The sequence below is a fragment of the Rivularia sp. UHCC 0363 genome (assembly GCF_034931125.1).
Classification (GTDB): Bacteria; Cyanobacteriota; Cyanobacteriia; order Cyanobacteriales; family Nostocaceae; genus Rivularia.
The window spans coordinates 218,801-233,838 of sequence record NZ_JAYGHM010000001.1 but is presented as its reverse complement, the minus strand read 5'-3'; the positions used below and the strand labels follow the sequence as shown (position 1 = coordinate 233,838).

The 15,038-nt window shown below is 39.2% G+C and carries 11 protein-coding genes; 5 read left to right on the top strand and 6 right to left on the bottom strand.

Going from position 1 to position 15,038, the window contains the following annotated elements:
• Positions 1–152: 152 nt before the first annotated feature.
• Complete coding sequence (locus VB797_RS00975; RefSeq protein ID WP_323235744.1) at positions 153–2,687, top strand: sialidase family protein; 2,535 nt, start codon at positions 153–155, stop codon at positions 2,685–2,687.
• Positions 2,688–2,875: 188 nt separating this feature from the next.
• Here VB797_RS00975 and VB797_RS00970 read toward each other — a convergent pair whose 3' ends face one another.
• A complete protein-coding gene (locus VB797_RS00970; RefSeq protein WP_323235743.1) occupies positions 2,876–3,712 on the bottom strand; it encodes an acyl-CoA desaturase in 837 nt (278 codons plus the stop codon).
• A gap of 414 nt (positions 3,713–4,126) precedes the next feature.
• Between VB797_RS00970 and VB797_RS00965 the strand changes: the two genes are divergently transcribed.
• Positions 4,127–5,341 (top strand): TetR family transcriptional regulator, encoded by a 1,215-nt coding sequence (locus VB797_RS00965; RefSeq protein ID WP_323235742.1) that lies wholly within the window; start codon positions 4,127–4,129, stop codon positions 5,339–5,341.
• Between the two features lie 440 nt (positions 5,342–5,781).
• Here the strand turns inward: VB797_RS00965 and VB797_RS00960 are convergent, their stop codons facing one another.
• The 4 genes from VB797_RS00960 to VB797_RS00945 all read right to left on the bottom strand — a co-directional run bounded on the left by VB797_RS00960 (position 5,782) and on the right by VB797_RS00945 (position 12,154).
• Positions 5,782–6,750: an orange carotenoid protein N-terminal domain-containing protein gene (locus VB797_RS00960; RefSeq protein WP_323235741.1), complete on the bottom strand. Its 969-nt coding sequence runs from the start codon at positions 6,748–6,750 to the stop codon at positions 5,782–5,784.
• A gap of 891 nt (positions 6,751–7,641) precedes the next feature.
• The gene (locus tag VB797_RS00955) at positions 7,642–7,827 is read right to left on the bottom strand and encodes a hypothetical protein (RefSeq protein WP_323235739.1); all 186 of its coding nucleotides are present in this window, start codon (positions 7,825–7,827) and stop codon (positions 7,642–7,644) included.
• A gap of 184 nt (positions 7,828–8,011) precedes the next feature.
• On the bottom strand, positions 8,012–8,611 hold the full coding sequence (locus VB797_RS00950) for a superoxide dismutase (RefSeq protein WP_323235737.1): 600 nt from the start codon (positions 8,609–8,611) through the stop codon (positions 8,012–8,014).
• An 855-nt stretch (positions 8,612–9,466) separates the two neighbouring features.
• The gene (locus VB797_RS00945; RefSeq protein ID WP_323235736.1) at positions 9,467–12,154 is read right to left on the bottom strand and encodes a CBS domain-containing protein; all 2,688 of its coding nucleotides are present in this window, start codon (positions 12,152–12,154) and stop codon (positions 9,467–9,469) included.
• Positions 12,155–12,877: 723 nt separating this feature from the next.
• On the opposite strand from VB797_RS00945, the gene VB797_RS00940 reads away from it, so the two are divergent.
• The 3 genes from VB797_RS00940 to ribH all read left to right on the top strand — a co-directional run bounded on the left by VB797_RS00940 (position 12,878) and on the right by ribH (position 14,837).
• Positions 12,878–13,309 (top strand): GFA family protein, encoded by a 432-nt coding sequence (locus VB797_RS00940; RefSeq protein ID WP_323235735.1) that lies wholly within the window; start codon positions 12,878–12,880, stop codon positions 13,307–13,309.
• Positions 13,310–13,846: 537 nt separating this feature from the next.
• Positions 13,847–14,035, top strand: a complete 189-nt coding sequence (gene psbZ, locus VB797_RS00935; RefSeq protein ID WP_323235734.1) for a photosystem II reaction center protein PsbZ — start codon at positions 13,847–13,849, stop codon at positions 14,033–14,035.
• A gap of 232 nt (positions 14,036–14,267) precedes the next feature.
• Positions 14,268–14,837, top strand: coding sequence for a 6,7-dimethyl-8-ribityllumazine synthase (gene ribH, locus VB797_RS00930; RefSeq protein ID WP_323235732.1), 570 nt, complete (start codon positions 14,268–14,270; stop codon positions 14,835–14,837).
• Here the strand turns inward: ribH and VB797_RS00925 are convergent.
• The coding region (locus tag VB797_RS00925; protein ID WP_323235731.1) for a hypothetical protein at positions 14,791–15,038 on the bottom strand (248 nt) is incomplete at its 5' end. The genes ribH and VB797_RS00925 overlap by 47 nt on opposite strands.

The following is a 15,038-nucleotide window of genomic DNA, read 5'->3' as shown; positions in this document are numbered from 1 at the left end:
GGGCGTGTATGTAGTTAGATAAACAAAGACAATTAGTTTCTGTATACTTCCTTTTGCAATTTACTTTTTATTTTTTTTCCTAAAAAGGAACATCAGGAAGGAGAGGGAAGACGTAGAAACAAACTTTGCTGTTTATATGCAGTTTCAAAATAATGAATATCCTCAGCAAGCAACTACATTTCACGCCTCTACTACGTAAATCAAGTTTCTTTGTACTGCTGGTATTTACAGCAGCAATAATTTTAGTTGGGAGCAACTTTAGCATGATATCTACTCAAGCTAAAACTGAGCAATCCTTTAAATGGAGTAACGTAAATATTCAGGGTATGGGTTACGTTACAGGAATGGCGATCGCACCCGTAGAACCTTACGATGTTTACATCCGTACCGATGTGGGTGGTGCTTATCGCTTCGACCGTCGAAATAATAAATGGCTCCCTTTGATGGATATGTTTAATACAAACTTTTCTAAGGGTGGTATAGGACTTGAAAGTATTGCGATCGACCCGCAAAAGCCCAGTCATGTATATGCTGCGGTAAATCATGGAAGCTCAATTATTACAGAAGGTGGGAGAAAGAAGTATAAATATTCTGGTGAAATAATGGTTTCCCAAGATAGAGGAAATACGTGGAAACCAACAGGATTGGGTAAAAAAGATGTCTTTGTAGGAGCAGATAAACAATACCGTTCCGATACAGGGGAACGTTTAGCGGTAGACCCCAACAACAGTAATATCGTTTACTTCGCTTCTCGTCGCGATGGATTGTGGAGAAGTGACGCTAAGCAAGAATGGACGCAAGTTAACGGTGGATTACCATCTGCTAACAGCTTACCCGAATATAAAAAATCTAACGGAAAAGAGAATAAAGATATACCCGGTTTTACCTTTGTCGCTTTCGATCGCAATTCCGGTAAAGCCAATCAAGCAACTAAAACAATATATGTGGGAATTCACGGAAAAGGGGTGTGGAGTAGCAGCGATACTGGTGAATCGTGGCGTAATATTGCCGGAGAAAAAGATCCCTTACGCGGAACAGTTGCTAAGGACGGTACGCTTTACGTAAGTTTCGGAACCAAACCGGAAAGCGGGGGAAAAAAATCTGGTGGGGTTCGTAAATATAAGAATAATAAATGGACTGATATTACACCAGATGGCATAGAAAAAGTTTATTCAGCCGTAGCCGTACAACCAGATAATCCTAATATGGTATTAGCAATTTCTGATAAGTATCTTTACCGTTCCGATAACGGTGGTAACACTTGGAAAAAGCAAACGATGTACATGGGTGCTTATGATGCAAATTATCCCAAAGACAAGGTAAATCCATCTGCCCCTAAATACTATCAATCTTATTCAGGGACTGGTGCATCAGTAGTTGTGATCGATCCGGCAAATCCTCAACGAGTATGGTGGACAAACGGTTTTGGTGTTGCTTGTACCGATAATATAAATGCTGAAAACCCCAACTTTAGATGGTTGATGAACAACCTCGAAGAACTTGACCCCAATATTGTGCGAGTTCCACCCGTTCCCAAATCCCAGGGAGGAGCAGATTTAATTAGTGCGGTACAGGACATGATTGGTTTTCGTCACCTCAACCGTTACCAAGTACCGTTAGAAAAAATCAACCCAGCAAATATTGATATCAATCCTGCTTTTAAATGGGCTAATCCTGACTGGAAAAAATATCCCGTACCCTTTCCTCATGTAGCAGGAGCAACAGGTATGGATTATGCCTATAAAAAACCCAACTATGCTGCCTTTGTGGGTTTTCACCAGTGGCAAGGGTTTTATCCGATACATGGACTGACAAAAGATAACGGTAAAACTTGGCAGGCTTTCGAGTCCATACCCGCAGAGAATATGTGGAAAGCAGAGAAATCCAAGCGGGAGAAAATGATCGCAATGGGTGGTCAAATTGCTATGTCACCGACGAACCCAAATAACATGGTTTGGTCGCCGACTTGGGGCCCTTATACTCACTATACTATGGACGCTGGGAAAACCTGGCAGCTAGCACGTAACTTAGACCACGACCCCAAACCCAAACCCTTCGACCCCAACAACGATAAACATACGCACTACGATGCGTTACCAAAATCCTGGGCAAACAGCATTAATCCCTGGTTGAGTTCGTATATTTTGGCAGCCGACCGTCAAGACCCTACGGGTAAAACTTTTTACTATTACAACGGTTGGACGTTTTATTACAGTCAAGATGGTGGAGCAAACTGGAAAAAAGGAGCATCCAACAAATTACCTACGTGGATGGTGCGTCCAGCAATAGTTTCCAATCCTACAAAGCAGGGTGACGTGTGGATGAGTTTTGCTCGCAACCCGGAAGAATTAGAAGGAAACAAACTATATCGTTCTACTGACGGGGGTAAAACCTTCAATACAATTGCATCGGTAGATACGTGCGAATTCGTTACCTTTGGTAAAGGTGCTTCAGATAAAAACCCCAATGTCTATATATTTGGGCGTGTAGGCGGTGCAAAAAAAGATACTATGTATGTTTCACAAAACATGGGGAATACCTGGAAACAAATTAGCAACCCCGAAGTACAGCAGTTTCCCGGAATTACCTGGTTGGAAGGAGATATGCGATCGCCAAATTTAGTTTATGCAGCTTTATGGGGTCGTGGCATCATGGTTGGGGAAATAGATAATCCTCCAAGCACATAATTTTCGTTGTTTTCCAAAAAAAATGTAGAGATCTCCGCACTGCTACTTCTCAAAGATTAGGTTGGTACCGATAGCATTTAACCGTATTGATCTATATAAATCGCTCGATACTAATCCAAATAAACAAAGACGTTGCAGTGCAACGTCTCTACATAATTGATTGGTGTTGATTAGAAAACTAGGTCTATTTAATCACCAACTGGCATTACAACCTTTTTAGCCAATCCCAAAGTTTGCAACACTTTAATTGCCCACCAAGTCATATCTATTTCCCACCAACGCAATCCAGCTTTCGCGACATTTGGATGAGCGTGATGATTATTGTGCCAACCTTCGCCATAAGTTAAAATAGCTGCCCACCAAAGGTTACGGGAATTATCATCAGAGTCAAAAGTGCGGTATCCTCTAATATGACTGGCAGAATTAATCAACCAAGTTGAATGCCATAATAATACTGCTCTGAGAAATAGACCGTAGATTACAAAAGACCATCCACCCAAAACATATAGCAAAATACCTACGGGAATTTGCAGTAATAAGAAGTAGCGATTTAGCCAACGGTAAAATGGGTCGCGTACCAAATCGGGAGCAAATTTCTTGAACTTTTCATATTCAAAAAACTCGGGACGTGGGTAAAAAATCCACAGCATATGACTCCACCAAAAACCACGCTTGGCAGAATATGGGTCTTTCTCTTCATCCTCAGTATGAGCATGATGCAATCGATGTCCGGCTACCCAAAAAATTGGACCCCCCTGCATAGCAAGCGCTCCGATAATGGCAATGATATATTCCAACCACTTAGGAACTACTAAACTACGATGGCTCAAAATTCGGTGATAACCCAAACAAATACCGATGCTGCCGAATAACCAGTGCAAAAATATCATTACTCCCAAAGCAGACCAAGAGAAAAACCAGGGAGCCGATAAAGCTAAAACATGAAACGCACCGAAAAATGCCACGTTAGTCCAACTCAGAGCAAGCGGTTGCTTACCCTCAGTTACAGATGAGCCTGTAGTCATAATTATTTCCTTTGATGTTAGTAATGTCAATAAAACCGCTCTATATATAAGAGCGAGCCGGAATTCTCTTGCCCGTGACACCCAGATTGAGATAAGGCAGCAGGCAAGAAATACAGCTAGAATTAAAATAGAATATGCAAGTGCTGCTTACATTCATAGTCTAACAAAAATAAAATAATAATGCAAGTGCCACTTGCATTATTTTTCTCTTGATAGAGGATTTAGACCATTTCAGTCAATTAGATATAGCGCTTTTCGGTTGAGTGAAGTAAAAAATATTACCTCACCTTACTAAGGAGAGGGGAAGGGGGTGAGGTTCGGGATGTATTACACCTAAGTGAAAACCGCTATATATTGCAATACAACGTCTTTACAAGATTTACTGTTAAAAAAATCTTTAACCTTTGACCTACAATGTCCAATTCCCAAATAATTTCAACTCGACAAAGAATAATCAATGCAGCAGCAGAATTATTTTCCGCTCAAGGAATAACAGAAACTACAACCAAAGCAGTAGCGCAATTAGCGAAAGTTAATGAAGTCACCTTGTTTCGGCATTTTGGAAATAAACATGGATTGCTTTTAGCAGTAATTTCCGAATCGCCGGTGTTTCAAGAATTGGGTGAATATTTAAAAACCCAAGCTACTCAAACTACTAGTGTCTATCAAGCGCTAAAAAACTATTGCGAAGACCGTTTAGAAGCATTTGAACAAGCACCAAACTTAGTGCGTTCCGTGGTAGGAGAGGCTGGTAATTATCCATTAGAAAATCGTCAAGCACTCGGACGAAGTTTGAAAGAAGCAAATCATTATGTGGCGGAATTTTTAGCAACAGTGATGGAACGCGAGCAACTATACGCGCACTTACCACCGCAAAAACTAGCAAGTTTACTTAACATTATGCTGTTAGGGTATGCCGTAATCGAATTTACCAGTGAATTTCATGAACTTTGGCATGATAAAGATGAATTTTTAGAGAATTTGGTCACGTTATTTTTGATGGGAGCTACTAATTCTACAAGTTTAGTTAGTTCGGAGTTGGTCAAGATAGAAAAAATAATCGATTTACCGAGCAATACAGTCCACTTGATTTTACAACGCGCTAAAAAATCGGGATTACGAGATTATGCTTTAATATATATTTTATTTGCAGCCGGTTTATCAACAGCAGAAATTACTAATTTACAAAGAACCCATCAAATATGTAATGCAAACCAACACTTATTACAAATAGTAGTCGGTTCTATTCGCCAAGTTCCCGTAAATCAATGGATTATGGGTAAACGTTATGGTTCCTATACTAACAATCCATTAACCAAATATTTGAATAATCGTAAAGATGAGCATTCGGCATTATTCCTGAATAACGATGGAATGCCAATATCACAAACACAAATACAAGAGTATTGGCAAAAATTAACCCAAGGATTATTAACACCAGAAGGACAACAACCGACAACCAAACAAGCTCAACATACCTGGTGCGTAGAAATGTTAATCAAAGGAATGAACTTAGAAGATATGAGTTTAATTACAGGTTTTGATTTGCATGAATTACAACCATATGCACGTAGAGCCAAAGAGAAGTCGGCTTTAGAACAAGCTAGAAAATTAGATAATAAGTCTTGAGTAGGGAATAGGGTAAAAAAATATCTTATTTTATTTTAGGAACTTCCAATCAAAAAAAATACCTAATTAAACTGAGTTCGACGGATTAAAACGATTTCTCAAACACCTTTCAAGACGGATTCGTCCAATTAAGAAGTCGGGTTTTTAAATGGGAGTATCTGTAATACCCTTGCAAATTTTATAAAAACCTGACTTCTGACTATTGAAGCGCGTTCCATCAAACTCACCTCTAATTCAGATTAAGTAGTGCGAGCATCTTGCTCGCTAGAGATATACTACAGCAAACAAAATGCTTGTCCTTTGAATTCACCGGAATGCACAATTCTCGACAAGACAAAAAAACCGACTTTTTAAACCAAACACTTAGGTTTTATCCCATAGTAGAATGATTCTTAATATCGGTTTTTCAAGCACTCAGCAAAATGTCTCCAAATCTAGATCTAATTACGACCCAAGTTTAATAACTCTTTAGGAGATGCGAGCATATCGATCGCAACAAAGAAAATTTTGCCTTCGGGATTTACCAAAAATCGCCATGCAATATTCATTCCTACATTGGCACCAAACCAAGGTGTTTCTACTACACCAGTGATTTTCAACTGTTTGGAACCAAAAGGACCAGCTTCAGATAGACCCTTTTTAGGCATCATATTCAACCCTTGGGCTTCCTCACGCATATACTTGGCGATCGCCTGTTTCCCAACGATTGGTTTGTGGAATGGTGGCTGCAACGCACCATCTTCGGCAAACAATGCGACAGCTGCATCAAAGTTATCCGCGTTCATTGCTTCGATATATTTAATTACCGCTGGCTCAGTAATACCATCAATACTTACCTCTGTGGTAGGAGCATTATCATCGCGGGGGAACATCGGCTCTGCTTTAGGCTTGGAGCTACTGGGAGCCATGTCGGAAGCGTCAAATCCCATATCTACCACGGTGTTACGCAGCACCGTAATTTGCTGACCTGCATCGAGTTTTTTAGTAGCTTCTAGTACTACTTTCACACCTTCAGACATCTGGTAGTTAGCTGGAATCGGAGCAACTACTCCCTGTTTCATCAACTCTCCTAACTCAAACCAAAAAGCTAATTTAGTGTTGACGCTAAAGAAACCATAAGAACGGCTTATAGGTGTGTCGGCACGGTTAGCCAAATCCCGCATTACCTTGGTTTGTTCCTCAGCAGTCATTTTCTTAATTTGGCTGAGCAAACTTTCTGCTAGCTGTAATCTTGCTGCTCCAGGGGCTGCGGGGGTAATTGTCTTACCCATTTCGGTGTATGCATACCACAAGTAACTTAATTTGTCATCTACCCCAAGTTGATCGAACAGCGCAATGGTAGCGGGAATTGGACTGGGAACTTGAGTTCCAGCGAAAATATTTTGAGCAGAATCGAGAGTTAAAGGCATGATTCAAATCTCCAGTAAGTTTATTTGTTATTTGGCTACCGTCTTATTGCTGAAGCAGATACACCCTGACCAATAAAATCCATTTAAAACAATATGCTTGAATTCACAATCGGCATAGTTAAATCAATAGACGGGTATATCTTGCAAATACATTTTCGGCTTAATCACAAAGGTTTTAATTAACCTTTCAGACTCAACAACATAACTGCATTCAGTTACGAAGCATCTTTACTTATTTTACCTTTCTGTAATTTAGCCTACCATTTTATTTAAATTTTTGTAAATTCATTTTGCGATATATGTAGCATAAGCAATCGTGATGATAGTCAAAAAGCCAGTCTGAACGTAATTTCAGCAACTTAACAATTGATGTTTTCTAGCTTAGAACAGTCATCATAGCCAGATAAAACCAGGATTCGGGAAAAACTTCTAAATATTAAACACATTGATTTTATTGAGTTAAACAATACATATGTATCAAAATACCCTAAATAATTGTCTACCTGTTCTTAAAAGTAATTTATAAAATAAGCAAAGACTAGCTTAACTTATGTTTATATTTTGATACAAAAATATAACGAGATAAATCATTAATTTATATACAATTAAACCAAAGTTTTTTGTAGGTAAAAACCATGATGAAAAACATCAGAACTAATTTTTTGACTGTGGCATTATCAAACTTATCTATTCGTAATCGATCCAAAATTAATCTAGAATCGGAATTAGAAAATTATCAATCAGAGGAATATCAAGCAGATACAAACTCACAACAATATTTACATCCTTATTTAGTAAATAGAGTAGAGCCATCAGTTCACCATATTATATTTTCTTCATATATCAGGTTTTAGAGTCATTAAATTTGCATTCCTTACGGCAAAATCTAAATTAATCCTGAATCAATTTTTTATCTATCCAGAGCTTTGATTTTCTGATAGCTTCAGTCGGATTTACAGCATAAGGTACGGCGATCGCACAACCTCGATCATAATTTACCCAAGCAGCATAAATATCTTTCTTGTCAAACTTATCGCGTTCAATCTGAATTTTGCATTCGCGATAAGTAAAGGACATGATAATTTTTGGGTAATGAGGTTCTATCATTAATTTTGTGCTGCTATTACTTCTGGTTTAAGTATAAATTAGGGGAAATATTTATGTAGAGATTTGATCTCTATATCTTTATCTAGTCCACATTTAGCAATATGAAAAAGCTAAAAGTTGGGTGAGTTTCTACCCACCCAAAGTCAATTAAAAACTATGCCGCTGCCATATTTTGAGCAACAAAATCCCAATTAACTAACTTACCCAAAAAATCATCGATGTAAGCGGGACGTTTGTTTTGATAATCTAAATAATAAGCGTGTTCCCATACATCCATTGTTAATAAGGGAGTTTGTCCGCTAGTTAAAGGATTATCGGCATTCAGGGTTTTTGTAACTTTTAAAGTACCGTTATCTAATACCAACCAAGCCCAACCACTACCAAACTGAGTTGCTCCAGCAGACTTGAAAGCTTCCACAAACTTATCGTAACCGCCCAAATCAGCATCAATCTTTTTAGCTAAATCTCCCCCTGGAGTACCACCACCATTCGGCTTCATACATTGCCAATAAAAAGTATGATTCCAAGCTTGGGCTGCGTTGTTAAAAAGTCCTTGTTTATCTGGATTTCCAGCTATATCTTTAATTACTTCTTCAATTGATTTTTTATCTAATTCTGTTCCTTTGACTGCATCATTGTACTTACTAACATAAGCTGCATGATGCTTATCGTGATGAAATTCTAAAGTACTTTTAGAAATAGCAGGTTCTAAAGCCGTGTAGTCATAGGGAAGAGACGGTAACTCGTATGCCATTTTATTGTCCTCTCTTTATATCTCTCTGGGAACGCTTTGAAGTTAAGGTTTCTTAAAGCCGCAAAACTGGTCAAAATTAAAACTACTTTAACTTGCTTGCGCTTAGATATTATCGCAATCTTAGGAAATATAAAATCCTCTTCCAGGGGATAGGGAATTAGTAGAAATATAACCAGATTTACAAGTAAATGTATCTTAGGAGTGAGGTAATTTTTTTTTATCAATTAACCATTGATATAGCAAATAAACAAAAAACATAGAGTCAGAAGCGAAAAACGTTATTAGCCATACCCCAGTTGTAGCGATGAAACGTATTAACCAATGACTTCCTCTGTAACGTATTTGTTGGGCAAATATAAACGCAATATTAGTAGATAGTGAAACAGCCAAAAGTCGAGATGACAATATCCAAACATTATCACCCACCCCAGAAAGTCAAGGTACTAATGTACCAGCATTTGTGCCAAGGGGCTGAAAACTTGGATCTCGTAGTGGTGAAACTTGGTATACAAGAATAACCCAAGCTAAAACTAGAAACAGAGAAAACCCAAGACTTATAAATTGATAACGTTGAAATCTTGAAGACATAATACAAATATCCTGAAGTCTTTTCATTCAATAAGCTGTTACGCACTTAATTTGTATAATACTAGCGAGCAAGATGCATGTCCTTACGGACACGCTGCGCTACCGCACTACAATGCTTTCATTTTTTCGCATTATATAATTTAGCTGCACATCAGCTTATCAGGACTTATCTAACTTATTATGAGTTTCCAATATTTTGTAATTACCTTAAAAACTCCGCGTACCTCTGTGCTTACCTCCGCGTTCCTCTGCGTTAAAATATATTATCTACCTGGGATAATTCCTCTTCAAAAACTCCTCCGCACTACTCTTATCCCTAACCTCTCCATCCAAAATAGCCACTAATAAATCATCCAAAATTTGCTTATACTGCGGTCCCGGTTTATAACCCATTTTTTTCAAATCATTACCATTTAACGGTGCTTCCACATTCGATAACACCGTCAAATAATGCCAAATTTGTTTTCTAATAACTCGTTGACTTTGCAATGCGATAAAAATCAACATTGGTAAGTCGTATTTCCGCAATAATTTAACTACTTCCGAAGCTTTTTCGCATTTATCTAAATTTTCTACAACATTACTTTTCGCTGCGGCTAAATTCTCTAATCTCTTAATACTGTCATCTGGGAATTGCAGATTTTTCGCTACTTTTCCCCGATATTCTACTGCTAGATGAGCAATTATGGCTTCCAAACGTATTTGCCAATGAGTAAATCTTTGCTCCTCAGCATCAAACTTTTGCAAACAACGTTCCATTAAATGCAACTGTCGTAATAAATCATCATCTAATTTCAAAGTCGGATGAATGCACTGCAAAGCATCTAATTCACCTAACATTTGTAAAGCTGGTTTCCAATAAGAAGTTTGCAAAATGTATTTTAATTCGGATTTTAATCGAGTTTGTAAAGCCGGTGTTTTAGAATTTTCTTTTGCTGTACGGTCATAAACACCGCTTTCTATCGCGTAGCGAATATACTCTTCAGTTTGCTTTTCTAAGTGAAAACCCAAGCGTACCGCAAAACGCACAGCACGGTAAATCCTTGTGGGGTCTTCAATAAAGCTGTTAGCGTGTAAAACTCGAATTTGTTTAGCTTGTAAATCTAATAACCCACCAAAGAAATCTAATAGTTTCCCTGGTTGAGGAGGAGTTAACCGCAAAGCCAAAGCATTGATACTAAAATCGCGTCGATATAAATCTTGACGAATCGAACTTGCTTCAACCACTGGATTCGCTGCTGGGTAAGGATAAAATTCCGTTCTTGCCGTAGCAATATCCACGCACAAAGAATCTAACTTTGCATCATTGTGCCATAACAAAGCAGCAGTTTGAAAATCACCGTGGACATCCAAACGCGCACCGGGGTAAATTTGCAGAATCGCTGAAGCCAACTCCACACCAGCACCAACATCCGCAGCATTGTGAAAACCATCAACCACCATATCAATATCTGGAATCAGCAAAGGTTCATCCGGATTCGCTAGCAGTAAATCCCGCACCGCACCACCAACCAAATATAAATGCCAACCCCTTTTCTTCGCTTGTAAAGATACTTTCGTGAGAAACTCCCATAAAGCTGGTGCAAGTCGGTTTTGCAATTCATTCAAAGTCGGATCTAAATTATTTTCTTCCTGTTTTTCTTCATCTTCCGTTTGTTGATGCAATTCCCGTAAAACATCGGTACGGGTGACAATTCCCACCAACTTGCCATTTTCTAAAACTGGTAAACGTCCGATATCATAAGTCACCATCAACGATTTAATTTCCGGTAATTCCGTATCTGGTGCGATCGTCTTGAGATTCTTTGACATATAGCCTTTCACCGGCGCATGAGCAAAACCGTGGTGCAAAGCAATATCTAAATCGCGCCGCGAAATTATCCCAACCAAATCCCCCGAAGCATCAACCACAGATAAACCAGAATGTCCGTAACGCAACAAAATCCGATGCGCTTCTTCAATCGTGGTATCCGGTAGGATAGTACGTACCGGAGAAGACATTAAATCTCGTGCAGTTGGTGGGTGAGGAATCGAGTGTTTTAACTCCTCAACAACTTGGCTGATTATTTCCTGGGAATTTACATCCTTTAAACTGACAGACGCAGCTTTTGCATGACCACCACCACCCAAAGGTGCAAAAATCTTGCTGAGATTAGTTTCGGGAATTTGAGAACGACCAATTACCGACAAACCATTACTACCTTTTTTCTGGTATTCGTGAGCCAGGAATAAAGTATCAATTTCCATCAAATCAACCAACTCAGACGCTAAACTTGATAACCCAGACACAAATTCTTCAGTTTTGAGAATTACCCAAGCAACTTTATAACCGCGTACTTTCTCACTTTCAATATTCTCCAAAGCAATTTTCAATAACTCTTGCAAATGAGGAGACAAACCCGGTTCAATATAGTCACTCACCACGGATAAACTAGCACCCTGCTGCATCAACCAAGCCAAAGCCAAAGCGTCTTCCGGTGTCGTGTGGCTGTAAGTTAGAGAACCAGTGTCAGCATGGATACCCAAAGCCATCACCGTAGCTTCCGTAGGAGTTAGAGAAACTTCCCTGAGTTGCAACTCCTGCACCACCAAAGTAGTAGCCGCACCCACCGCATGAATATGAGACTCAGTAGCCGGAATATCAAGGGTTTGCTCTAAATGATGGTCGTAAACAATAACCTTTTCTAAATGCGGTAAATCGAACCATTCAGCAGCTTTTCCCAAACGTTCTCGCTGCTGAGTATCAACCACAGCCAAACAGCGTATATTTTCAGTAATTACCGAGCGTCGTTCGATTAGCGGATATTCATCCCGATGAAGCGCTAGAAAATCCTTAACCGTAGGATGACAACCGCCAGGTAAAACAATTTTGCTGCCCTCAAGCAACCGCGTCAACCCCACCGCAGCCCCCAGCGTATCAAAATCTGCTGTTGTGTGGCATAGAATTAAATTCATACAGATGTTGGTGAATGAAGGGTTTTATTTATTTTAGAGCTTAATTAATGCCCTCACCCTCGAAGGGTGGGGCTACAGAAACAAAGCCCACCTGCGTGGGCTGATAATATGTAAATTATTTGTTGGTGCAAAATATAAAGAATTATGGATAGCAACGAGTTGCAAGAAAGATTATTCCTTATATCTCGGATTGGGCTGTTAGAGTTGTCTTACCTGATGGAGAGATTTATACTACCCCTAGATTGGAAGGGGAAAATTTGTGATGGTGTTAAATAAAGTTTGTAGGTTGGGTTGAGGAACGTTCACCGTCAGGTGTACCTGAGCCGCAGTTGCGCTGAACCGCACAACCCAACATCATGATGTAGAGTAAATTATAGAATTCAATACAAAAACAAATACTACACTTGATTTATAAATTTATTTAAGATTTCATCAAAATCAAAACGTAAATTTTAGGTTACTACAATTAACCCACGTAGGTGGGTTTTGCCTGTGTAGCCGCGTTCGCGTTCACGAAGTGCGGCTCAGCGTGCCGAAGGCATATTCAATCGCCAGGTGCTAAAGCTTCATTTATAAATTTATTTAAGATTTCATCAAAATCAAAATCTAAATGTTGGGTTACGGCGCGTTTATATTATTCGTAATTCATCTAAATTATTAGTGCGCCTTTAACCCAACCTACAATTAAATAATAATATAGTTATGCAGTTTGAGGAGAAAAACATGACAAACGAACTTCAAAAACAAGGAAGTTGTCTATGTGGTGCGGTAAAGGTTTCAGTCAAAACGAAAAGCAATAATGTAGACGCTTGTCACTGCAATATGTGTAGAAAATGGACGGGTGGTCCTTTGCTCGCGATTCAATGCGGTGAAGATGTGAATTTTGAAGGTAATGAAAATATATCTGTCTTCAATTCTTCCGAATGGGCTGAGCGTGGCTTTTGTAGTAAGTGTGGAACCCATCTTTTCTACCGTTTAAAAGAAGGAAATTATTATGCACTTCCTGTTGGTTTGCTCGATGATGAGGAAACTTTTGTTCTCGAACAACAAATTTTTATTGATGAGAAGCCGTCTTTTTACAGCTTTGCAAATAAAACTAAAAATATGACGGGTGAGGAAGTTTTTGCTGAGTATTCGACTTCCTTAGAAGGATAACAAAGTAAATGTTGGGTTACGACGCATCAAACTTCTTCGTAAAGAATAAATCATTCGTGCGTCTAATCCAACCTACAATTATAGTTAACCCACGAAGGTGGGTTTTGCCTGTGTAGCCGTGATTTTAATCGCCAGGTATTCTGGTTTGCTATCTGCCAGTGTTAATTCATAGAGCGAAAGTATTGTTGCTAAAACCAGCTTAATCTCAAACATTGCAAAGGCTTCTCCAATAGTTAAACCTGATATTTTTATCTTTTATTTAGTATTGTTTCAGTATAATTACATAGGCATACTTAAAAATCTATATTCCCTTAGAATAATTGACATATACACGGCAAGTGTGAGTAATCCCAAAATGTTACACCTCAGAGATAAATTATTAAAGTACCCCGCTCTAAATTCAAGCCAGTATATCCGGTGGAAATCAAGAGCGTACAAAATCTAAACCAGCGGAGTGTCTGGAATCTAACATCAATAAGGTACATTGGTTTTAGAGAATATTGATTTTAAAAACTATCCGTCTAAGAGAAAAGAAAAATGACCATCATATTCCAAATAGCTCTACTCGCTCTAGTTGCTTTGTCTTTCGTCATGGTAGTTGGCGTACCTGTTGCTTATGCGACTCCTCAAACCTGGGTTGAATCTAAGAAATTTCTGTGGATTGGCTCCGGAGCATGGTTTGCTTTGGTAATATTAGTCGGAGCTTTAAACTTTTTCGTAGTTTAAGCCACCGCTTTAACCATAGGTTGACAAATAGCATAGGAGCAGAGGAATACCCCACGGGTCGGAAAGCACACAAAGGGATATCTAGAGCAATAATATTTTGACAAATATTTCATTAGCTCTTTTATCTTCTTTGTCTTTCTGACACCAGCAGGTAATCTTCTGCTCCTATTGTTTTTGATCGGGACTAAACTGGTTACTGGTTAAAGAAGCATATTTATAAAAAGAGGCAATTATGGCAGTTTTCGAGGGAAGTTTTACTCAATCAGAACCTTTACGCTTTGCATTAGTAATTGGTAGATTTAACGATTTAGTAACCACCAAGCTGGTAGAAGGGTGTCAAGATTGTTTGAAACGCCACGGTGTTGATACTAATCCCCACGGCTCTCAAGTAGATTATGTTTGGGTACCTGGAAGTTTTGAAGTTCCATTAGTAGCTCGACAACTAGCAATGTCAGGCAGTTACGACGCGATCATCTGCTTAGGTGCAGTTATCCGGGGACAAACGCCACATTTTGACTACGTATCATCAGAAGTAGCTAAAGGCATTTCCGCAGCCGCATTTCAAACGGGTGTACCAGTAATTTTCGGTGTGTTAACAGCCGACACTATGCAGCAAGCTTTAGAAAGAGCAGGCATAAAAAGCAATCACGGCTGGGATTATGCAATGAACGCCTTAGAAATGGCTAGCCTCATGCGTCAACTGCGTCCCAGCCTCAAGCAGCAATACAATAACTCCGGCACCTTAGCAGGTTCCCTCAAAAGTGCAAGTTTGAGCAACATACCCGCATCGGAAGAAGTGTAAAAAGGGCATTGGGAATGGGGCATTGGGCATTGGTAATTGGTAATTGGTAATTGTCTCCCCATCTCCCTATCTCCCCATCTCCCCATCTCCCCATCTCCCCATCTCCCCATCTCCCTATCTCCCTATCTCCCCATCTCCCTATCTCCCCATCTCCCCATCCCCCCATCTCCCCATCCCCCCATCTCCCCATCTCCCCATCTC